The organism is Myroides injenensis M09-0166, assembly GCF_000246945.1.
Classification (GTDB): domain Bacteria; phylum Bacteroidota; class Bacteroidia; order Flavobacteriales; family Flavobacteriaceae; genus Flavobacterium; species Flavobacterium injenense.
Genome location: NZ_BAEX01000007.1, coordinates 25,690 through 48,868, shown reverse-complemented (window position 1 = coordinate 48,868; position 23,179 = coordinate 25,690). Strand labels below are relative to the sequence as shown.

General features: G+C 30.4%; 21 protein-coding genes. 16 read left to right on the top strand and 5 right to left on the bottom strand.

Going from position 1 to position 23,179, the window contains the following annotated elements:
- Positions 1-10: 10 nt before the first annotated feature.
- From RH98_RS02325 to RH98_RS02315, 3 genes are all read right to left on the bottom strand, one after another.
- On the bottom strand, positions 11-847 hold the full coding sequence (locus RH98_RS02325) for an OmpA/MotB family protein (RefSeq protein WP_010250074.1): 837 nt from the start codon (positions 845-847) through the stop codon (positions 11-13).
- Positions 848-930: 83 nt separating this feature from the next.
- Complete coding sequence (locus RH98_RS02320; protein ID WP_010250072.1) at positions 931-1,923, bottom strand: glycosyltransferase family 2 protein; 993 nt, start codon at positions 1,921-1,923, stop codon at positions 931-933.
- A gap of 12 nt (positions 1,924-1,935) precedes the next feature.
- Positions 1,936-2,385 (bottom strand): type I restriction enzyme HsdR N-terminal domain-containing protein, encoded by a 450-nt coding sequence (locus tag RH98_RS02315; protein ID WP_010250070.1) that lies wholly within the window; start codon positions 2,383-2,385, stop codon positions 1,936-1,938.
- Positions 2,386-2,440: 55 nt separating this feature from the next.
- On the opposite strand from RH98_RS02315, the gene holA reads away from it, so the two are divergent.
- The 3 genes from holA to RH98_RS02300 all read left to right on the top strand — a co-directional run bounded on the left by holA (position 2,441) and on the right by RH98_RS02300 (position 4,936).
- A complete protein-coding gene (gene holA, locus RH98_RS02310) occupies positions 2,441-3,445 on the top strand; it encodes a DNA polymerase III subunit delta (protein ID WP_010250068.1) in 1,005 nt (334 codons plus the stop codon).
- 12 nt (positions 3,446-3,457) lie between these two features.
- The gene (locus RH98_RS02305; RefSeq protein ID WP_010250066.1) at positions 3,458-3,646 is read left to right on the top strand and encodes a CAL67264 family membrane protein; all 189 of its coding nucleotides are present in this window, start codon (positions 3,458-3,460) and stop codon (positions 3,644-3,646) included.
- A gap of 501 nt (positions 3,647-4,147) precedes the next feature.
- A complete protein-coding gene (locus RH98_RS02300) occupies positions 4,148-4,936 on the top strand; it encodes a YoaK family protein (protein ID WP_010250064.1) in 789 nt (262 codons plus the stop codon).
- An 88-nt stretch (positions 4,937-5,024) separates the two neighbouring features.
- Here RH98_RS02300 and RH98_RS02295 read toward each other — a convergent pair whose 3' ends face one another.
- The gene (locus RH98_RS02295; RefSeq protein ID WP_010250062.1) at positions 5,025-5,207 is read right to left on the bottom strand and encodes a hypothetical protein; all 183 of its coding nucleotides are present in this window, start codon (positions 5,205-5,207) and stop codon (positions 5,025-5,027) included.
- Between the two features lie 316 nt (positions 5,208-5,523).
- On the opposite strand from RH98_RS02295, the gene ettA reads away from it, so the two are divergent.
- The 6 genes from ettA (at position 5,524) to RH98_RS02265 (ending at position 14,269) form a co-directional block, all read left to right on the top strand.
- Entirely contained in the window at positions 5,524-7,212 is a 1,689-nt protein-coding gene (ettA, locus tag RH98_RS02290; RefSeq protein WP_010250060.1) for an energy-dependent translational throttle protein EttA, read from the top strand.
- Positions 7,213-7,419: 207 nt separating this feature from the next.
- Positions 7,420-7,803, top strand: a complete 384-nt coding sequence (locus RH98_RS02285) for a hypothetical protein (RefSeq protein WP_010250058.1) — start codon at positions 7,420-7,422, stop codon at positions 7,801-7,803.
- Positions 7,804-8,749: 946 nt separating this feature from the next.
- Positions 8,750-10,276 carry a glutamine-hydrolyzing GMP synthase gene (guaA, locus tag RH98_RS02280; protein WP_010250056.1) on the top strand — a complete coding sequence of 509 codons (1,527 nt, stop codon included), beginning with the start codon at positions 8,750-8,752 and terminating at the stop codon, positions 10,274-10,276.
- A 70-nt stretch (positions 10,277-10,346) separates the two neighbouring features.
- The gene (locus RH98_RS02275) at positions 10,347-12,413 is read left to right on the top strand and encodes a LysM peptidoglycan-binding domain-containing protein (protein ID WP_010250054.1); all 2,067 of its coding nucleotides are present in this window, start codon (positions 10,347-10,349) and stop codon (positions 12,411-12,413) included.
- Complete coding sequence (locus RH98_RS02270) at positions 12,413-12,640, top strand: DUF3820 family protein (protein WP_010250052.1); 228 nt, start codon at positions 12,413-12,415, stop codon at positions 12,638-12,640. Before RH98_RS02275 ends, RH98_RS02270 begins: the two co-directional genes overlap by 1 nt.
- Positions 12,641-12,961: 321 nt before the next feature.
- The gene (locus RH98_RS02265; protein ID WP_026038688.1) at positions 12,962-14,269 is read left to right on the top strand and encodes an NAD(P)/FAD-dependent oxidoreductase; all 1,308 of its coding nucleotides are present in this window, start codon (positions 12,962-12,964) and stop codon (positions 14,267-14,269) included.
- Here the strand turns inward: RH98_RS02265 and RH98_RS02260 are convergent, their stop codons facing one another.
- Complete coding sequence (locus tag RH98_RS02260; RefSeq protein WP_010250047.1) at positions 14,270-15,340, bottom strand: DUF3810 domain-containing protein; 1,071 nt, start codon at positions 15,338-15,340, stop codon at positions 14,270-14,272.
- 70 nt (positions 15,341-15,410) lie between these two features.
- On the opposite strand from RH98_RS02260, the gene RH98_RS02255 reads away from it, so the two are divergent.
- The 7 genes from RH98_RS02255 (at position 15,411) to RH98_RS02225 (ending at position 23,030) form a co-directional block, all read left to right on the top strand.
- Positions 15,411-15,671 carry a (2Fe-2S) ferredoxin domain-containing protein gene (locus RH98_RS02255; RefSeq protein ID WP_010250045.1) on the top strand — a complete coding sequence of 87 codons (261 nt, stop codon included), beginning with the start codon at positions 15,411-15,413 and terminating at the stop codon, positions 15,669-15,671.
- Between the two features lie 483 nt (positions 15,672-16,154).
- Positions 16,155-17,627: a S41 family peptidase gene (locus RH98_RS02250; RefSeq protein ID WP_010250044.1), complete on the top strand. Its 1,473-nt coding sequence runs from the start codon at positions 16,155-16,157 to the stop codon at positions 17,625-17,627.
- A gap of 279 nt (positions 17,628-17,906) precedes the next feature.
- Positions 17,907-19,379 (top strand): aminoacyl-histidine dipeptidase, encoded by a 1,473-nt coding sequence (locus RH98_RS02245; RefSeq protein WP_010250042.1) that lies wholly within the window; start codon positions 17,907-17,909, stop codon positions 19,377-19,379.
- A gap of 183 nt (positions 19,380-19,562) precedes the next feature.
- Positions 19,563-20,171, top strand: coding sequence for a YceI family protein (locus RH98_RS02240; RefSeq protein WP_026038687.1), 609 nt, complete (start codon positions 19,563-19,565; stop codon positions 20,169-20,171).
- Between the two features lie 94 nt (positions 20,172-20,265).
- Positions 20,266-21,339, top strand: coding sequence for a peptide chain release factor 1 (prfA, locus tag RH98_RS02235; protein WP_010250037.1), 1,074 nt, complete (start codon positions 20,266-20,268; stop codon positions 21,337-21,339).
- A gap of 72 nt (positions 21,340-21,411) precedes the next feature.
- On the top strand, positions 21,412-22,233 hold the full coding sequence (gene pyrF / locus RH98_RS02230) for an orotidine-5'-phosphate decarboxylase (RefSeq protein ID WP_010250036.1): 822 nt from the start codon (positions 21,412-21,414) through the stop codon (positions 22,231-22,233).
- Complete coding sequence (locus RH98_RS02225) at positions 22,233-23,030, top strand: ABC transporter substrate-binding protein (RefSeq protein WP_010250034.1); 798 nt, start codon at positions 22,233-22,235, stop codon at positions 23,028-23,030. Before pyrF ends, RH98_RS02225 begins: the two co-directional genes overlap by 1 nt.
- Positions 23,031-23,179: the final 149 nt, after the last annotated feature.

Genomic DNA, 23,179 nt, shown 5'->3' with positions numbered 1-23,179 from the left:
AAGCTAGTGATTATTGCTTAGCTAAATCTTTCATTTCTTTTTCAATCATATCGTAGAATTGATCGATTTTTGGTAATAAGATAATTCTAGTTCTTCTGTTTCTAGCTTTATCTTCTTTAGTATCGTTTTCTACTAATGGTTGATATTCTCCACGTCCAGCAGCTACTAATCTTTCTGGAGCAATGTTAAAGTCTTTTTGTAATAATTGTACGATAGAAGCCGCACGTTTAACACTTAAGTCCCAGTTATCTCTCATTTGAGCATTTTTAATAGGCACATTATCAGTGTGTCCTTCTACCATAACTTCGAAATCTGGTTTGCTTTGTGCAACTTTAGCAACTTTAGCTAAAACTTTCTTAGCATTTTCATTTACATCCCAGCTAGCTGTTTTAAATAATAATTTATCAGCAATAGAGATATAAACTACTCCTTTTTCTACGTTAACTTGAATATCTGGATCATCAAAACCAACTTCTTTTTTAACGCTTTTTACTAACGCTAAAGTAACTGAGTCTTTTTTAGTAATAGCATCTTGTAAACGAGAAATTTTTAAATCTTTTTCTTTAAGACTTTCTAGAGATTTCTCTAAATTCTCAGCACCTTTAGATGATAGCATTGTAAGGTTACCAACGTTGCTAATTAAATCAGAAGTGTTTTTCTTAAGATAATCAACTTGGTTTGCTAATGCTTGTTTTTCTGCTAATGTTGAATTTAGTTTAATTGTACAAGTATTTAATAAATCTTGTATTTCTTGATTTTTTGATTCTAAATCTGCAATCTTCTGTTTTGTACCACAAGAAGCGAAAGTCAGAGCTAGAACTGATAAACCTAATACTACTTTTCTCATAATTAAAAATGATTGAATTTCTGATTCAAATATAGCAAATAGCTTGCAACTTTTAATACTTTGCCAAAAATATTTGATTAGAATTATTTAATATATTTCTTTTTTCTTTGAAGAAAGTATAAAAAGACTATTGATCTGTGTTTGTAGTAGTTAGTAATCGGTTTTTTTGACTTTTTATTTTTAAAACTTGAAATTCGCTTGTAAAAGCCAAAGTGTGCGCGGATTATAGCAAAACAATGATTAGGTTGTAATGTCAAAAAATAGCGTACACCTGCAATTCCATCTAAACACAAACGATTAAAAATTGTGAAAAACTTGCCTTTTGCTGGTAAATTTTTATAGAGCATTAAAAGTGAATTTCTGAAATTCAGATATGTTTTTTTAGGATTTTGATATTTTAGTGTGGCACCTCCAATGTGGAATATTGTGGATTTTCCACAGTATTTTACCACATATCCTGCATTATGTGCTCTCCAACATAGATCAATTTCTTCTTGATGAGCAAAGAAGTCTTCTTCTAGACCATTAAGTTCTTTATAAACAGTATTGCGAATAAAAAAACAAGCTCCTGAAGCCCAAAATATTTCAACTTCATCATCATATTGTCCATTGTCTTCTTCTATTGTATCAAATATTCTTCCTCTACAATAAGGAAAGCCATATTTATCAATAAATCCACCAGCTGCGCCTGCATATTCAAAGTGTGAAGGCTTTTTATAATCTAAAATCTTAGGTTGAATTATTGCTGTATTAGGTTCAGTATCAAAAATATTTTCTATAGGAGTAAGCCAATTTTCAGTCACTTCGACATCAGAATTAACTAATACGAGGTAAGGTTCATTTATGTTTTTTAAACCTTCATTATACCCTTTTGAAAAACCAAAGTTATCTTGGTTTTTTATGATATTTACAGATGGGAATAATTCTTCTACTAATTGTATCGAATTATCAGTTGATGCATTATCTATTACATATATTGTAGCATCATCAGAATATTTTATAATAGAAGGTAAAAATTGTTCTAGTAAAGCTTTTCCATTCCAGTTAAGAATAGCGATAGCAAATTTGTTATTCATAATATACTATTTTTAGGAATTACCGTAAGCTGGCAAATCTTTTAGGAAAAGATATTTATTATTACTGTAATCCATTTTACAAAAGTAGTGACCAAGTCCATTAGTGACATATAATAAGTTTGCTCTCAATTGGAAATTATATCTAGCTATTTGATCAAAAGTATCTTGAGTGATCTTAACTTCAGGAGCTTTGCATTCAATTAAGATATTAATAGAACCATTAGGATTGAAAACTACTAAATCATAACGCTTATTCATCCCGTTAATTTTAACTACATTTTCGACCCCTATTAAAGATGTGGGATAATTTTTAATATGTATTAATGTATGAATTACATGTTGTCGAACCCACTCTTCAGGTGTTAGTAGGATAAACTTTTTACGGATAACATCAAAAATAGCTAGCTTATTTTCACTATTTTTGAAGCGAAATTCAAACTGAGGGAAATTCAACTTTTGCATAGAGCAAATATATTTTTTCTTTAGTTATAGAACAATTAAAAACAGTTAGAATATTTTGGACCAAATAAAGGAGATAATAAAGAATATAAAGAATAAGAATATTGCCCCTATCTATTTTTTAATGGGAGAAGAACCCTACTATATAGATAAGTTATCTGAGTACATTGAGGATAATGTACTTACTGAAGAAGAAAAAGGCTTTAATCAAATGGTTCTTTATGGGCGAGATGTAAGTATTCAAGATATTGTATCTAACGCAAAACGCTTTCCTTTAATGGCAGAAAAGCAGGTTGTTATCGTAAAAGAGGCACAAGATTTAGCTCGTTCTATAGATCAATTAGAAAGTTATGCTAATCAAGTACAGCCTGCGACAGTGTTAGTTTTTTGTTACAAATATAAAACACTTGACAAACGTAAGAAAGTATATAAAGCTATCGATAAGGCTGGTGTGATTTTTGAAAGTAAGAAACTAAGAGATTATCAAATAGATAATTGGATTAAAAATCACGTAACTGGTCGGGGGTATAATATTGATCCTAAAGCTAGTGCAATGTTAGCAGAATTCTTAGGGAATGATTTATCGCGCATAGCAAACGAAGTTGGGAAATTGTTATTACTAATACCTCAAGGAAGTACAATAACGGCAGATGTAGTTGAAAAAAATATCGGTATTAGTAAAGATTTTAATAATTTTGAACTTATTAAAGCAATTGTAGATCGCAATCAAGTTAATGCTTATAAAATTGTAAATTACTTTGCTCAGAATCCAAAAAATAACCCTATCGTCTTAACCATGGGGCTAGTGTACTCTTATTTTTCAAAACTGTTGTTATATCATGGTTTGAAGGATAAGACTGCAAGTAATGTCATTAAGCAATTGAAAGTTAGTCAATACGCTGTTAAAGATTATGAATTAGGCGCGCGAATATATCCTATGAAACGTGTAAGTGGTATTATTGCACATTTAAAAGATATTGATCTAAAAAGTAAGGGGGTGGGTGCTAGTAATATGCCCCAAGGGGAATTACTAAAAGAAATGTTGATAAAAATATTTAATTAAAATTACATAGAAATGGCTTATAAATTAGACAAAAACAAGATTTTAGGATATGCAACATTGATAATGATCTTAATGGGAGGCCTATTAATCGGTTTAGGAGCTTTTAAATATTCAGAGATTGCAGGATGGGGATTCACAGCTGTAGGTATTGGATTTTTAGCCATAGCATGGGTGTTTAATGCGCTTAAAGGAAGAGTTTAATTTTCTTATTAAAAGATAAAAAGGAGCTTAACTAGCTCCTTTTTTAGTTTAAATAAATTAACTGTTAGAACTTTAAGTATTAAAATAAAGACTAGAGAATAGTAGAAACATTGTTTGTTATACTTGTTTTTTAATTAAATTTGTAGCTTCTGAATAACTGGAAATGAATAGATTATATTTATGTAACATAAAGTATAGGCTTGAGTAGGTAAATATGAGTATTGCTATTGCAGTATTTTCAAGAGCTCTTGTTAATCCTTTATTATTACTGACTTTCCTTAATATAATATCCGAATTGTAATAAATATAAATTTCTTATAGGGATTTAGGCTACTGATATTGGTAAAAGTGGACTAGATAGGCGTCACAAATTATCAATAGCTTTTTTTAGTTCATTTTAGAAGAAGTGTCTGGTTGTAGATATTGTTTAAGGTTGAAAGCTAGAGTTATCAGAAATGATTGAAAACTTTAATTATGGTGATTTAAAATAGAAGGGGGATTATGTTGTCACATCGCGGTACTGAGCGCACATTTATGCATAATTTACGCTTGGCAGTTTTATTGTCTTTTGTAGGAGGGTTGGTTAATGTTATTGGATTTTTAAGTTTAAAAATGATGACTACTAACTTAACAGGTTATTTAGCTGTTTTTGTTAGTAATTTATTGACATTACATTGGGATGAAGTAATAACAGTTATAGCTATTATATTTTCTTTCTTTTTTGGAGCATTTACTTCCCATTTTATTCTAAATATACAATTGCGTTTACTAAAAAAAGTGCACTTTGCAGTACCCTTAGTATTTGAATCAATGATGTTAGCGGTTCTAGGTTATTATGGAATCGAATGGATAAATGAGGGGTATGGGCTAGAAGTAGGTTGTTTCATGCTTTTTTTGATGGGATTGCAGAATTCATTGGTTACTTTTATATCTAATGCTGTTATTCGTACTACACACGTTACTGGAATTTTTACAGATTTAGGTATAGAAGTAGCACGACTGTTTTTTAATTTTACTAATGGCGAAGAACGTAAACGACTTTTCGCATTGATAGGGTTAAAAGTATCTATTGTTTCTTCCTTTTGTATAGGTGGGTTAGTAGGAGCTTATTTCTTTCATCTAATAGGATTTGAAGTCCTTTACATCGGTAGTGCAGTTATTCTATTTACTAGTGTATATGATTACTTAAAAATTAAGATGAAAAAAGTAATTGAGGAAGGAAAAAAACATGTGGTATGGAAAAAAAGAAAATTTATACCTAGTAAAGATCACACTATGCCAAAGCCTTAATTACTAATTAAGCAGAAATAAAAAATCTTGTAAATGATAAGTAGCAAATTTATTTTGCATAAAAACTAGTCATTTACAAGATTTTTGTTTAAATCCCAATATGATGTTCATATTCATCTTCTAATGCATCCTCTTTCTTTAGGCAGCTATCTACAGGAGATATAGAATCGCAACTAGGACAATAATAAGCATCTATTGATGGATCGTAATAATGATTCTCGTGGTTATCCTCACAATAATCATTTTCAGAAAAAAGTAAGTAATTTGTCATACCGGTAAATTTGTTATTATTACGTTACTAATATACGTAAAAAATAAAATATAATTAGTGCATTTGGTTAGTAAAAATTCAGTAATGTTAAAAAAGTTTTTTAAGGTTTGATAATGTCATTATTTTAATTTCTAACGCTAGTGTTTTTATGAAATATTTAGACAGATTAATAATATAAGAATCAAAAAATACTTATTCTCTATTGTGGCTTAAAAACAGTTTCTAAATTCATTTTTAAAGTGTATTTTTGGCTTGTTATGCTTTGTTAGTACAAACAGAGTATTATTTAAAATATTAAATCAATTTATTTTACTTTATGTCAGACGATAAAAAAGTGATTTTTTCGATGTCGAAAGTGAGTAAAACTTACTCATCGACTAATAAAACTGTCCTGAAAGATATTTACTTAAGTTTCTTTTATGGAGCTAAAATCGGTATTTTAGGTTTAAATGGTTCAGGTAAATCATCTTTACTTAAAATTATAGCAGGTGTAGATAAAAACTATCAAGGAGATGTAGTCTTTGCTCCTGGATATACAGTGGGGTATTTAGAACAAGAACCACAATTAGATGAAAGTAAAACAGTTATTGAGATTGTAAAAGAAGGAGCAGCAGAGATTGTTGGAATTCTAGATGAGTTCAATAAGATTAATGATATGTTTGGTTTACCAGAAGTTTATGAAGATGCAGATAAAATGCAAAAACTTATGGATCGTCAAGCTGAATTACAAGATAAGATTGATGCAGCAGGAGGTTGGGAATTAGATACTAAACTTGCTATTGCAATGGATGCTTTAAGAACACCAGATCCAGATACGCCTATTAAGGTGTTGTCAGGAGGTGAGCGCAGACGTGTAGCATTATGCCGTTTGTTATTGCAAAACCCAGATGTCTTATTATTAGATGAGCCTACTAACCACTTAGACGCTGAATCTGTACACTGGTTAGAACAACATTTACAGCAATACGCTGGTACAGTAATCGCTGTTACCCACGATCGTTATTTCTTAGATAATGTTGCAGGTTGGATTTTAGAGTTAGATAGAGGTGAAGGAATTCCATGGAAAGGTAACTATTCATCTTGGTTAGATCAAAAATCGAAACGCCTTGCTTTAGAAGAAAAAGTAGCTTCAAAACGTCGTAAAAACTTAGAAAGAGAACTTGATTGGGTAAGACAAGGTGCTAAAGGTCGTCAAACTAAGCAAAAAGCAAGGTTGCAAAACTATGATAAGCTTCTTAATGAAGATCAGAAACAGTTAGAGGAAAAATTAGAAATCTATATACCAAACGGTCCTCGTCTTGGAACTAATGTAATTGAAGCAAAAGGAGTATCAAAAGCTTTTGGTGATAAATTACTTTATGAAGACTTGAATTTTACTTTACCACAAGCTGGTATTGTTGGAATTATTGGTCCTAATGGAGCAGGTAAGTCAACAATTTTTCGTATGATTATGGGTGAAGAAACTCCTGATGGAGGAACATTTGCGATTGGTGATACAGTTAAGATTGCTTACGTAGATCAATCGCATACTAATATAGATCCTGAGAAATCAATATGGGAGAATTTCTGTGATGGTCAAGAATTAATTATGATGGGAGGTCGTCAAGTTAATTCTCGTGCTTATTTAAGTAGATTTAATTTTGGAGGTTCAGATCAAAATAAAAAAGTAGCAACGCTTTCTGGTGGAGAACGCAACCGCTTGCATTTAGCAATGACTTTGAAAGAGGAAGGGAACGTATTACTTCTTGATGAGCCTACGAATGATTTAGATGTTAATACACTGCGTGCATTGGAAGAAGGGTTAGATAATTTTGCAGGATGTGCTGTAGTTATCTCTCACGACCGTTGGTTCTTAGACCGTATTTGTACACATATTTTAGCCTTTGAAGGAGATTCACAAGTATATTTCTTTGAAGGTTCTTTCTCAGAGTATGAAGAAAATCGTAAGAAACGTTTAGGTGATGTTGCACCTACACGTTTAAGATATAAAAAACTTGTTAGATAATAATAAGTTCATCAATAATAAAGAAAGCTATTCAAATTTATTTGAGTAGCTTTTTTTATTTGCAAAAATATTCTTGGCTATATCAAGTCAAAAAATGCTTATTTGTTAATTAAAATACTTTCGTAATCTTGATTTGATTTTTATTATAATTCTTAATAAATAAAAAATAAACTTGCAGCAGTATAGGGAATATAACAGATGAGTTTTATGCAGAAATATTATTTATTAGTTTTTATTAGTTTGTCCTATTGGTTTACATCTGCTAAGTCTAGTAGTAACCATTCTGATTTATATCTAATGTTAAATCAAGAGAATTCAAAAGTTTATTCATTTTATCCTAAATATGAACTTTGTTATCTTACTTTTTCATCTCCTTTACTAAATGATTTAAACAAAAGAAAAAAGAAAGAAGAAAGTTTACTGAGTTTTATGAATTATAAATATGCTGGATTAGAAGCGAATATTAGAATTAGTTCAGGAGTTCTCTATGAAAAAGATAAATTAGATAATACGAATTTTTTTGGTTGGAATGATGATCTGACAATTTTTGGGAACTTTTTAAATTATTTCTGGGATTATTTGTTGGAGTAAGTTTATTTTATTAAGATATTTTTGCTATTTATTTTTAGTAGTATAGTATTTAGGTGATTATACTGGCTTCTCTTAATATAACGATAAAATCTATGAAATTCCATATCATCCAACTTGATATGGTGGTTTCAAATCTATAGCGTAAAGAACGAAAGCTATGTAATCAAGCATTTGTTTTTTCAATAGCATCTCTTTTTTTGTATAGTTTTTCATCATAATAATTGTCTTCATTACCTTGCCCATTTCGTTTACCTGGAAAGGTGTTAGTTATTGTTTCTTTATCTATACCTATTTAAATATCAGTAGACTAAAACCCTAATCAGCATTAATAAAATAATCCTGATAAAAGTCTTTGAGTAGATAGTAATTGATTAGTTATGTCTTCTAAATAGATTTATATATCAATAGGCGATGAAGTGTACTGTAAAGACTCTAACTATCTGAGCAAAAAAACACCTCACTTTTTTTATACTCCAAAAAATGTATCTAATTAAAATACAATAACTTATGTTAAAAGTGATCTATTGGAGTTAAATTATGAATGCTTGCTAAAGCTAGTATTCATAAGGACTCGTGCTAAATCCTTTAACAGTTCTTCAACAATTCCCCATGATTGCTCCATATAGAGGCCTATTTGTTGAAGGAATCTTGAAGAACTGTTGACGCGTTGTTGAAAAAATCATTTCCTCTATAGTTATAAAGATATCTAATGAATCAATTACTTCAAAAATCATTTTATATGCTTTTTTTTTAAAAAAGACCTTTGAATAATTAAATAGGAAAATCTAAATTTATAAGTTAATAGGCAGGTAATAATTGTAGTATAGCGTATCTTCTAAATGTAATGAAACTGGTAATTTATACGATGCAGCTTTTTCTTGAAAACTTTAAAAGAAAAATTTGTCTATTCTATTTTGAGATACGTTTGAAATAACTATTTTTGCGCATGCAACACAATGTACTTATTTTAGATTTTGGATCGCAATACACTCAGTTGATTGCGCGAAGAGTTCGAGAATTAAATATTTTCTGCGAAATCTTACCATTTAATGATTTACCAAAGGATTTAACTGAATATAAAGCTGTGATTTTATCAGGTAGTCCTTATTCAGTGCGCTCTGAAGAAGCGTTACATCCAGATTTGTCTAACATCAAAGGAAAACTCCCTTTATTAGCAGTGTGCTATGGAGCACAATACTTAGCTCACTTTTTTGGAGGAGAAGTTGCTCCTTCTGATACCAGAGAATATGGAAGAGCTAATTTAGATTTTATTGCTGATGATATTTTCTTTAAAGATATTCCACAAAATAGCCAAGTGTGGATGAGTCATAGCGATACAATCAAAAAAATTCCTACTAATGGAGTACTTTTGGCAAGTACAAAAGATGTTAAAAATGCTGCGTATAAAATTGATGGCGAAGCGACTTATGCTATTCAATTTCATCCAGAAGTATATCACTCGACAGATGGAGCACAATTATTAAAAAACTTTTTAGTTGATATTGCGGGTGTATCTCAAGATTTTACACCTAATGCTTTTGTTGAAGAATCTATCGAGAGCTTAAGAAATACTGTTGGAAATGAAAAAGTAGTATTAGCATTATCTGGTGGAGTAGATTCTACTGTAGCAGCAGTATTATTGAATAAAGCAATTGGTAAAAACTTATATTGTATTTTCGTTAATAATGGTCTTTTAAGAAAGAATGAATTCCAAAACGTACTTGATAATTATCAAGGAATGGGATTAAATGTAAAAGGTGTGGATGCGACAGATCGTTTTATGTCTGCTTTAGCAGGTTTAGAAGATCCAGAACAAAAGCGTAAAGCAATTGGAAAAGCCTTTATTGAAGTATTTGACGATGAAGCTAAATTGATTGAAGATGCTACATTTTTAGGACAAGGAACAATTTATCCTGATGTCATAGAATCAATTTCAGTAAAAGGTCCATCTGCAACTATTAAATCTCATCATAATGTAGGTGGATTACCTGATTTTATGAAATTAAAAGTGGTTGAACCATTGCGTATGTTGTTTAAAGATGAGGTACGTAGAGTGGGAGCGTCTTTAGGTATTGATCCTGAATTATTAGGAAGACATCCTTTCCCAGGTCCAGGATTGGCAATTCGCATTTTAGGTGATATTACACAAGAGAAGGTACGTTTGCTACAAGAAGTAGATGCTATCTTTATTGAAGGATTAAAAGAACACGGGCTTTATAACTCAGTTTGGCAAGCAGGGGCAATTTTATTACCTGTTAATAGCGTTGGGGTAATGGGGGATGAGAGAACTTATGAAAAAGTTGTTGCATTAAGAGCTGTGGCTTCTACTGATGGAATGACTGCTGATTGGGTTCATTTGCCATATGAGTTCTTAATGGAAATTTCGAATAAAATTATTAATAGAGTAAAAGGTGTAAATAGAGTCGTTTACGATATTAGTTCAAAACCACCAGCAACAATTGAGTGGGAATAATTTAAATATTTAAATAAGTCGCTGTAACTTTGTTGCAGCGACTTATTCGTTTATTAAAAAGATTTGCAAAATGAAAAAGAACTTTATAGCTGCAATTTCAGCTTTTATTATTACTATATCTTCACTATCTGCTCAAGAGAAGACTTTTATCCATTACAGAGTAAACAAAGGAGAAACAGTTAGTAAAATAGCTAGAGAGAATGGTATTCCTGTGTCAGATTTATTAAAATATAATCCTGATGCTAAAGGAGGGATAAAAGAAGGTAGTTTTTTATTAATACCAACTCAAAGTTTTTTAGAACAAGAAAATAAGAAAAAACAGCAGTCAACAGAAAAAACAGAAAATAGAGTGACGTCAGTTAATACTTTTTCTGAGAATTCTGATAAAGGAGGAATGCATTTTGTAAAGCCAAAAGAAACATTATATAGTATTAGTCGACAATACAATATTTCGATTGATCAATTATATAAACTAAATCCTAGTTTAAAGGAGGAAGGATTGAAAGCGGAAACTTATGTTTTAGTAGTACCTCAAGAAAAGAAGAATAGTACTGATGTAAAAGCATCTAAAGATGTTACTGGGATAGATCAATCTAAACCAAGATATACGTCAAAATTGCCATCTGCAAGTGCCGATACTATTAAAGATATCAATAATATCTATTTTAAATATATAGATGTTGAACCACAAAATACACTTTATGGTTTAGCTGTGCTTTATAATACTACTATTCAGAGATTAATGGAGTTAAACCCAGAATTAAAGGATGGGCTAAAAAGTGGACAAAAAATTAAAGTTCCTGCTTATGGATTTTCAAATAAAGAAGATATTGTTGAAGTAACTCCAATCGTTAAAGAAGAAGGTTACAAAACTATCATAGTAGAACCAAAACAAACTCTGTATAGTCTTTCTCGTCAAAACGGAATTACGATAGAAGAATTAGTTAAATTAAATCCTGAGCTAAAAAATGGTCTAAGAAGCGGAATGGAACTTAAGATTCCAACTACCACTGGATCAATTCAGGATATTGAAGTAGATGAAAATATAGAAGTTAGCTTTAGAAATAATTTTGCTGATTTAGAGTCTTCAGTTTCTAAAAGAAAGAGAAAGGAAATAGCTTTGCTGTTACCTTTCAATGTATCCCGTTTAGGAGATGATATCTCTGCTAAATTGCAAAGTGATGCATTTTTAAATATGACATTAGATTTTTATTCAGGTGCTAAGATAGCTATTGAACATGCTGAAAAGTTAGGACTACCTCTGACGGTAAATGTATATGATTCTAATGAAAGTAAAACGAGTTCTAATGTAGGAACACTATTGCAAACTAAAGATTTTTCAGATACTGATGTAATTATTGGACCATTCTTTCAATCTAATTTAGAGCAAGCAATTAATAAGTTACCAAATAAAGATATTGTGGTAATTTCTCCATTATCAAATGAAAAATTAGTTGCTTCTAGTCAATTGGTGCAAACAATGCCGTATGCAGATGTCTTAAGGGTTGGCTTGCTAGATTATTTTGTGAAAAATAATAATGTAAAACTAACTGTGATTGTAGATGATAAACGTACATCCACTAAACGTTTTATGCAAAATTATTATCCTAACGTTAAAGTAATCAGTACATCTTTGATTAATGACGTAGATAAAACTTTAGTTAGTGGTAAGACTAATGTTTTTGTGTTAGATTCAAACAGTATTGAATCAGCATCTTTATTAACTACAAAACTAAAAAAGAGAGTTGGAGATTTTGATATTCAGTTAGCTTCCTTTGATAAAGGAGATGTATTTGATAGTAGTGAAATCGATATTGAATCATTGGTAGCTTTAAAATATACTTATCCTTCAGTAACCAGAGATAATAAAACCAATACAGATAACCAATTCCAGCAAGAATATAGAGAGAAGTATAATATTTCGCCAAATAGATTTGCTACTAGAGGATACGATGTTACTTATGATGTTATCCTACGTTTATTTCAGGGTAGTGATTTTATGAATACAATTAAATATCAGACACAAGCTGTAGAAAATAAGTTTATTTATAGTAGAAGTCCAGAAGGAAGTATTAGAAATACTGGAGTATATTTACTACAATATACTGATGATTTAACTGTTAAGGTACTTCAATAATGCTTGGTGATCAAAAATATCTCATAGAGTTAGCACATACTAAGATGCCATATGGAAAATATGAGGGTACTTACTTAATAGATATTCCAGAATATTATATTGTATGGTACCACAATAAAGGATTTCCAAAAGGAAAGCTTGGGGAGCAATTAGCTCTTATTTATGAGTTGAAATTAAATGGTTTAGAGTATTTAATTAGGAATATTCGTAATAACTTTTCAAAATAATATATAAATGAAAACCGCTTATTTTAGCGGTTTTTTTTGTTTTAAAGTGTGTATTGCAGAATAATGTTGAATTTATTTGAATAAGATTAACTTTAAAAATAGAAATTATCTGTTTTTTAGAATTGTCAAATTATCTGTTTTTTTGTCATTAATATATCAAATTTATATTTGAGGTGCCTGAAAATGCTGATTTAGTAATTTTAGGTATAATTTAATAATTTCTTGTAAAGTTCTCACCTATGTATGAGTGCCAAACTTTTTACTTCAAAACTAAAAACACAATAATTAATTGTAAATTTACACTGTAAAAATCGATTGATTATGATGAATATTCCTACTTCTAGTCACCCACGAGTTGTTATTATTGGTGGAGGTTTCGGAGGACTTTCTCTAGCTAAAAAATTAAAGAATAAAAATTTTCAAGTTGTATTACTTGATAAGCATAATTATCATACTTTTCAACCTTTGTTATATCAAGTAGCTACAGGTGGATTAGAATCTGGGTCTATTGCTTATCCTATACGCAAGGTGGTTCAAGATTTTGATGAAATTTATTTTCGTTTAGCTAAAGTAGAGCGCATCGATACAGTTAATAAAAAAGTTATAGCAGATATTGGAACTATATTTTATGATTATGTCGTAATTGCCACAGGTTCTAAAACTAACTTTTTTGGTAATGAACACATAAAAGAAAATAGTATGGCTATGAAAACCATACCACAGTCTTTAAATATTAGAAGTTTAGTTCTAGAGAACTTTGAATCAGCATTATTGACAAATGATATTAGTGAGCAAAAAGCATTGATGAATTTTGTTGTGGTTGGAGCAGGGCCAACTGGAGTAGAGCTTGCAGGTGCTTTAGCAGAAATGAGAAAGCACGTTCTTCCTAAAGATTATCCAGATTTGGATTTTAGAAAGATGGAGATTAATGTCATACAAGGAGCAGACAAAGTATTAGATGCTATGTCTAGTAAATCTTCTAAAGCTGCAGAAAAGTTCTTACGAAAATTAGGTGTTAATGTTTGGCTAGGAGAGATAGTAGTTGATTACGATGGTAATAGGGTAATCACTAAATCAGGTAAAGAGTTCAAAGCTGACACTGTGATTTGGACAGCAGGGGTAATGGGAGCTCCTGTTGAAGGATTTGATGCAACTGTAATACAAAGAGGTAATCGTATTAAAGTAAATGAATATAATCAAGTAGAAGGCTTTACTGACGTATTTGCGATTGGTGATGTGGCTACGATGATGACAGAAAAAACTCCAATGGGTCACCCAATGATGGCTCAGCCAGCAATACAACAAGGTGATTTATTGGCTAAGAACCTAGTACGTCTAGCAGAAGGTAAACCTATGAAGCCTTTTGTGTATCGTGATAAAGGCTCGATGGCTACAATAGGACGTAATAAAGCAGTAGTGGATTTACCTAAATTTCATTTTAATGGATTCTTTGCTTGGTTCGTATGGATGTTTGTGCATTTAATGTCATTAATCGGATTTAGAAATAAACTTGTTGTTTTCTGGAACTGGTTATATAACTATGTTATGTTTGACAGACAAGCGCGTTTAATTGTTCGTCCTTATAAGAAAAAGACTTCAGAGAGTTTTGATAAAGATATAGTAGATTAATTAATATAAAGGATGCTCTTGATCATAGTTAACTAATAGGTCTACAAATTTATTATAAGAACGTAGTCCCTCACTTTGATTGTTCATCTTTAAGAAATTACTATAAAAAAACTTAAAAAATGAATCAGTTATATTTTTATAAGATTGCCAAAAGAGCATATTTTCATTAATGTTTGTTTTAACGCCTTGATGAATAGTTTCTTTTAATTCTTCAAAATATTCTGGTTCATTTTTTGCCAATTCATTTAAGCAATATCTAAGTGCAAATATATTAGCACCGTATTTATATAGTAAGTTATCTTGATTTTTGGCAGAAAGAAAGCCAATAAAGTTAGCTTCGCTCTCTCTTGCAAATCCTAATTGATGAGATGCTTCATGAGAAGCTGTCACAATCATTGTTAGCTTAGGTATAATTCTATTTACTTGCGCTTCATTGGTAAAAGGATTGATATATCCAGAAAATCCCATATAAGTTAATATTACGCTATATAAAGAAGATTTGACAGTCGTGTCATAATAGTCATATAAATCTGTTTCTATAGCTGTTTTTTTCAAGCCTATAGCTGTGTCGTTATAAATATTCTTATTTGTGAAGTTATTTACTACAGGTATATCATTTTTATTAGTTAATATTATCTGTTGTTTATTGGTTTCTTCAATTATTTTTTTGGTTAAGTTATATAATTTTTCTCCATTGTATCCTTCTTGTAATTCTAATTTTACATATAAAGGAAGGCGGTAATTATTCAAACCCCAGCTTAGATTAAACAATATGTAAAAACCTATGGCAAATTTTACTCCCAAAATTGTTACATCAATAACTTTATTTTTAAAATTTTCTCCAAATTTTACAATCTTATACAGTTTGTATCCAATTAATAGTATTGCTAATAGATAAATTACATCACCAATAGAAAACGGAATTGTTTTGGTGATACTATTCATTACGCTGCTGTAGTAGGGATAGAAACCAGTAGAATAATACTTTTCTACAATCTCGGGTGATTTTGTAAAATAGAATAAACTTATTTTGAAAACTATAAACGTTATTATCCAATATATTAATTTCATGATAATTTTTTATTAGCTTAATTTAGAATAGATAAAAATAGTTATATTTGCATCAATAATTCTAACTAAGATGGGTAAAGTTAAGAAAGGAGAGAATACAATCTTCGTTTGTGACGGAAAAAAGTGTTGTAGATATAATGATGAGACAAAAGCTTGCTTTCAAAGTTTATTGAAAGAAAGTGGTATGGATCAAAAGTTTACTATGTGTGAGATGAAATGTCAAGGAATGTGCAAAAGTGCTCCCGTAGTTTATTTATCAGCACATGATAAGTTTAAAAAAGAGGTTGGAAAGAAAAAAGCTAAAAAAATATTTGAAAAATATATAGCTTAATAAAAAGGAAGTTTGCTTTATTTTATATTAAATCTATGAAAGACAATTTACATTTAGTAAGTTGTCTTTTTTATTTGAAAAGCTTGTGGAAATGTATGATATAAAAAAAGAACTACTAGGGGAGTAGTTCTTTTTTCTTAAGTACGGGTAAGGTACTTATAATAGCTATATTACGATAAATAGTTATGATTGCTGAAGTTCAGCTTATATGTTGTTACATCTATTTCTAACTATGATACAAAGGTAATTATTTATAATAAGTTAAAATAACAACAAGTTATTAATTATGAAACATTTAATAGTTTTAGAATCATTTATTGATTACAAAACTGTAAAAGGATAAATAGTAATCTGTGTGGACTTTGAAAAATTAAAGGTTTATATTTGTGGTTGCTAAAAAATAAAGGACAGATTTAAAATATTTTGATACAATATCCGTTTTCACTAATGTACCTTAAAGCAAAATAAAAGAGAAAGATTTTCATGATTAGAAAAAGTTTGATATTAGCTTCTTGTTTATTAAGTCAACTATTTGTATTTGGACAAAAGAAATTTGAAGAGCTAACGAAGGAGGATTATTTAAAAGACTTTGATATACTAGTAGAAGTTATAAAAAATCAACATCCTAATCCTTATCGATCTACAAGTGCAGAAGATTTTGAGAAGACAGTAACTAAGTTGAGAAAGGGGTTAGAAGAGAAACCTACATATTCTAATTTTCTTTTGTCAAATCCTCTTCCGTATATACATGATGCCCATTCAGGACTAAGTACTGATTTAATTATTTTTGAAGACTTTTCAGAGACAATTAAGTTTTTTCCTTTCAGTACAGTAGTCTATAATAACAAAGTTTATGTCAATCAGTATAATAATTTTATACCTGCTGGTGCGATCTTAGTTAAAGTAAATGGAGAAGAGGTAGATGATTTATTGAATAGGATTAACATTAGTACAGATGGGAATATTAATGCTGTAAATGCTAAGGATTTCTCATTATATGCTTCTTTGATGTTTGATTCTGTAGATGAATACGATATAGTCTATAGAGAAAACAATACTACAACGGAAGAAAAAGAAATAAAAATACCATCCGTTGATTACGCTAGAAGTTATTATAATTCGCAAAAGTCTATTCTTCCAATCGATTTAATAAGTTATTCGTATGGAATATTTAGTAAAAAAGTAAATGAAGATACGTATGCCTTAACAATCAAAACTTTTGGTTTTTCTGAAGAATATGCTTACCATAAGCTAAGTAACTTTTTCGAAATGTTGCATAATAAAGGAATTAAAAATCTTATTATTGATATCCGTGGTAATGGAGGAGGTCTCTTGAGTAATATTCCATTATACTATTCTTTTATTTCAAAAGAAAGAACTTTTAAAAATAAGTATAGATACGCAACGAAAGTACCTGAAATTGTAATACGAGAAAACTTAGTTGATGGTAGCGGTAGACAAATGTCTGATATGGATATAAAAAATATGGACAATTTTATGTATCAGCGTTATGAAAAAGAAGAAGATGGAGATTACTTTTTTGGAAACAATCGTTTAGATGAATCCTACGTTGAGAATTACCCAAAAGATAGAAAAGCATACGATGGTAATGTAGTCTTATTGATTGATAATAATACTGTTTCTGCAGCAGCTTATTTTGCTTCATTATTTAAAGAAAATAAACGTGGTATGATAGTAGGACAAGAAACTAGAACATGTAGTAATTTTACTACAGCTTCTTGGTTTATCAACTATAAATTGCCTAACACACAAACTATAGTTAATCTTCCGAGGTCAGAAGTGTTTTTTAATAACAATATTAGCAAAGAAGGAAATTGCAGAGGGGTTATACCTGATTTTTCAGTTAATGAGAAATTGTTTTATGAAAGCTTGATTAATGCGGAAGATCCAGAAATTAAATTAGTATTAGACATTCTTGCAAAAGAAAATAAATGATAAGAAAAGCCCTACAACTATTTTGTAGGGTTTTTTTAGTTTATCTCATTATTATTAATTATAGTTGAGTACTATTAATAATTGCAATATGAAGGAATATTGTAAATGGTATAACAAAGTATTTTTTTGTGTTATAGTGCGGTTATATCAAGTTCATTTTATCTCTTTAGAAATCAATAATCTGAGTTTTTGAAATGATAAAATTATAAGAATAATGCTATAATTAATTTAGAATAGTCTAAATTTGAAGTTTAATCACCGACAATAAAGTTAAGAAATATGAGTCAAGAAGTTAGAAGCTTAGAACCAAAACAGTTATGGAATAAGTTCGCTGATTTGAATGCAGTGCCTCGTCCTTCAAAAAAAGAAGAGCGCGTAATTGAATTCATGATGAACTTTGGTAAAAGTTTAGGTTTAGAAACAATTAAAGATGAAGTAGGAAATGTAATCATTAAAAAGCCGGCTACTGCTGGAATGGAGAATAGAAAAACAATTGTGATGCAGTCACACTTGGATATGGTTCACCAAAAAAATAATGATACAGTATTTGATTTTGACACTCAAGGAATTGAGATGTATATTGATGAAGATTGGGTACGTGCAAATGGTACTACTTTAGGAGCTGACAACGGTATCGGAGTAGCTACTATCATGGCTATATTAGAGAGTAAAGATATTCCACATCCTGCTATTGAAGCTCTTTTTACAATTGATGAAGAGACTGGAATGACTGGAGCTAAAGGTTTAAAAGGTGGATTATTAGAAGGAGAAATCTTATTAAACTTAGATACTGAAGAAGATGATGAAATTGATATCGGATGTGCAGGTGGAGTAGATGTAACAGCTACTGCTGAGTATGACGAAGAAAATACCCCTGAAGGTTCTATAGGATATAGAATTACTGTAAAAGGGTTAAGTGGAGGTCACTCTGGAATGGATATTCATAAAGGATTAGGGAATGCTAATAAAATTATGAATCGTTTATTGTTTGATTCATTTGATAATTTTGGATTACAAATTTCAAAAATAAAAGGAGGTAGCTTGCGTAACGCTATTCCTAGAGAAAGTGTAGCTGAGGTAGTTATAGCTAGTATGTATGATGAAGCTTTTGTGTTTGATATGAATACAATTGTAGATGAAATAAAAGCAGAATTACATACAGTAGATCCTAATTTTGAAGTAGTATTTGAAAAATTAGATGAATCTGAAACTCCTAAAAAAGTAATGCCACCTATGGCTCAGTACTATTTTGTTCGTGCAATGTATACTGCTCATAATGGTGTTTATAGAATGAGTCCAGATTTTGCGGATTTAGTAGAAACTTCTAATAATATTGCAAAAGTAGAGGTAGGAGATGGAAAATTAACAGTTAAATGTTTAACTCGTTCTTCAGTTGAATCTTCTAAGTTTGATTTAGCTAATAGCTTGCGTTCAGCATTTGAATTAATGGGATGTGAAGTAGAGTTCTCTGGTTCTTATCCTGGTTGGAGTCCAAATCCTGAATCAGAGATTTTAGACATTATGGTTGATATCTATGAAAAACAAGTAGGAGAAAAACCAAATGTAGTTGCTTGTCACGCAGGTCTTGAGTGTGGAATTCTAGGTACAAACTACCCTGATATGGATATGATTTCTTTTGGACCTACTATCCGTGGTGCTCACTCTCCTGTAGAAAGAGTTAGTATTAAATCAGTACAAAAATATTGGAAATTTGTGTTAGAAATTCTAACAAAGATTCCAAATAGAAATTAAGAATACTTGTAAATCGTTATATATAATAGGGCTATCTAATTAAGATAGCCCTATTTTTTTTGAAGGAAACGAAAGAAAAAAAGATTATAATTTAAAGATAAACAAATATAAAAAGTTAAAAACTTCGCTGTTTTGTTAGATTTTTGTAATTTAGGCAAAGCAAAAAATAAAACTCAATTGAATATGAAAAAATCGTTTTTAGCAATTGCATTAATAGGTGCTTTAGCTATTTCATGTGGTGAAAAAAAAGAATCAAATACTGAAGCTAAAGATAATGCTGCGACTACAGAAGAAGTAGTAGATACTAAAAAGCAAGAGTTAACTTATAGCTTAGAGTGGACGGCATTTAAAACACCTGCTAAAGCTGGTGTTAAAGGAACTTTTTCAGATATTAAATTAAATGGAGTAAAAGAAGATGCTGCATCATTAGTAGAATCTCTAAGTGGTTCTTCTTTTGTTGTTGTAACATCATCAGTTAATACTAATGATGCTGGAAGAGATGAGAAATTAAAAGCTGATTTTTTCGCAAAAATGGTTGGTAATATCAATGGTTTCTTTGGAGAATTTAAAGATGGTAAAGTTATCGCTAACATTACTATGAATGGTATTTCTAAGGAAAAAGAAATGACTTACGTTGCTACAGAAGATGAAGTAACAATTAATGGTACAATTGATATTATTTCTGACTTTACTGCAAAAGGTGCTTTTGATAGTTTACATGAAGCTTGTAAAGACTTACACGAAGGTAAGACTTGGACTGATGTGAATATCGCAGTAGTGATAAAAAAATAAATTCTATTAATTATCAGTAAATAAAAAAGGGGGTATGAATATATCTCCTTTTTTTGTATTTTTGCAATCCAATTAAATTATCTGTATTAAAGATATGTTAGATAGACTACAAATAATAAAGCAACGTTTTGATGAAGTTTCTGACTTGATTATTCAGCCAGATGTTATTGCTGATCAAAAACGTTACGTGCAGTTAAATAAAGAGTATAAGGATCTTAAACAGCTTGTAGAAAAGAGAGCAGAGTATATTACTTTAAAAGGTAATATTGACGAAGCTAATGAGATAATTGCTGATGGGAGTGATGCTGAAATGGTGGAAATGGCAAAAATGCAATTAGATGAAGCAAAAGATCGCCTACCAGAATTAGAAGAAGAAATTAAGTTTCTTTTGATACCTAAGGACCCTGAAGATGCTAAAAACGTAATGGTAGAGGTTCGTGCAGGTACTGGAGGAGATGAAGCAAGTATATTTGCAGGAGATTTATATAGAATGTATACGAAGTACTGTGAATCTAGAGGATGGAGAACTTCTGTTGTCGATGTGAACGAAGGTACTGCAGGTGGATACAAAGAGGTAGTATTTGAAGTATCTGGTGAAGATGTATATGGAACATTGAAATTCGAAGCTGGAGTACATCGTGTACAACGTGTACCTCAAACAGAAACACAAGGTCGTGTACACACATCTGCTGCTACTGTTATGGTTTTACCAGAAGCTGAAGAATTTGATGTACATATCGATATGAATGATGTTCGTATTGACTTATTCTGTTCATCTGGGCCAGGAGGACAATCTGTAAATACAACTAAATCTGCTGTTCGTATGACGCACATTCCTACTGGTTTAGTAGCGCAATGTCAGGATGAGAAATCGCAGCATAAAAACAAAGATAAAGCATTGTCGGTATTGAGATCTCGTTTATATGAGATGGAATTAGCAAAAAAGCAAGAAGAAGATGCTAAGAAACGTAATTCTCAAGTAAGTAGTGGAGATAGATCTGCGAAAATTAGGACTTACAATTATCCACAAGGTCGTGTAACTGATCACCGCATAGGGTTGACATTATATGATTTAGATGGTATTATGAATGGAAACATTCAGAAAATTATTGATGAATTACAGTTGGTTAGTAATACAGAGAAGCTTAAAGAAAGCGACGTATTCTAATCGAACTATTGAATTATATTTAACCACACTTACTTTCGTATAGTGTGGTTTTTTTTAAATACTAACTACCATATGACAACACAACAATTAACTGAAGAAATTAAACGTAAAAAGTCATTTTTATGTATTGGATTAGATGTAGACTTAGATAAAATACCTAGTCATTTACTGCAGCAAGAAGAAGATCCGATTTTTAGTTTTAATAAAGCAATTATAGATGCAACACATGATTTAGCAGTTGCTTATAAGCCTAATATTGCTTTTTATGAAGCATATGGAATAAAAGGTTGGCAGGCATTAGCTAAGACTATAGAGTATCTTAATTCAAATTATCCTGAGATATATACTATCGCTGATGCAAAGAGGGGAGATATAGGAAATACAGCAAGTATGTATGCTAAAGCTTTCTTTGAAGACATGAAGTTTGATAGTGTTACTGTTGCGCCTTATATGGGTAAGGATTCAGTAGAACCATTTTTAGAGTTTACTGATAAACATACTATTTTATTAGCATTGACATCTAATGCAGGTGCATTTGATTTTCAAACTAAAGATGTAGGAGGTAAGCCATTATATCAAGTAGTTTTAGAAACTTCACAACAATATAAAAACAATGAGAACCTGATGTATGTTGTAGGTGCTACTAAAGCTGAATATTTTGAAGAAATTAGAAAGATTGTACCAAATAGTTTTTTATTAGTTCCTGGAGTGGGAGCTCAGGGTGGTAATTTACAAGATGTTTGTAAATATGGATTAAATGATTCTGTAGGATTGCTTATTAATTCTTCTAGAGGGATTATCTTTGCATCTAATAAAGAAGATTTTGCAGAGTGTGCGAGAGAGCAAGCTTTGAAAATGCAAAAAGAAATGGAAGATATTTTAAAAGATAAGTAATGATTGTATTAGAAGATCAGATTGGACAAAAACATACCTTTGAAACTACGCCAAAGCGTATTATTTCGTTGGTTCCTTCACAGACAGAAACTCTATGTGATTTAGGTTTAGAAGATGAGATTATTGGTATTACAAAATTTTGTGTTCATCCTTATCATTTACAAGTTATAAAAGTAAAAGTAGGGGGAACTAAAAAAGTGCATATCGAAAAGATAAAAGCACTCCAACCTGATATAATAATTGCAAATAAAGAAGAAAATACCTTAGAGATTGTAGAAAGTCTAAAAGGAATTTGCCCTGTATGGGTAACTGACGTGATTACTTTTGATGATAATATTAAAATGATTGAAGACTTTGGTGTTTTGTTTAATAAGAGAACTGAAGCGAAAAAGTGGATTGATAAACTAAAATTTGCTCAAAAAGAGTTTATGCATTACGTCAGTAATAAACCTGATTATAAAGCGGCATATTTTATTTGGAGAGATCCTTATATGGTAGCAGGTAGAGATACTTTTATCAATGAGGTGATGAGTTTGAATAAATTTAATAATGTATACGCTAATCGAGAAGAGCGCTATCCAGAAATAGAATTAAAGAAAATAAGAATGGAAGGGGATCCAGAACTAGTTTTTTTATCCTCAGAACCTTATCCATTTAAAGAAGAACACGCTTTTGAAATAGGGAGATTTACTCATCATGGTAAAACAATATTTGTAGATGGTGAGATGTTCTCATGGTACGGAACACATTTACATAAAGCCTTTGATTATTTCAAGTTGATTCACGAACGAATCTAGTAAAATAAGATTATTTATAAATATAAAAACCGAGTAGAGGCCTAATTCTACTCGGTTTTTTATTAACTAACCCTAACTCTATGAAATCAATCATAATTGATAGGACAAATATCAAAAAATATTTTTAGTTAATCAGTTAAATGAATGTT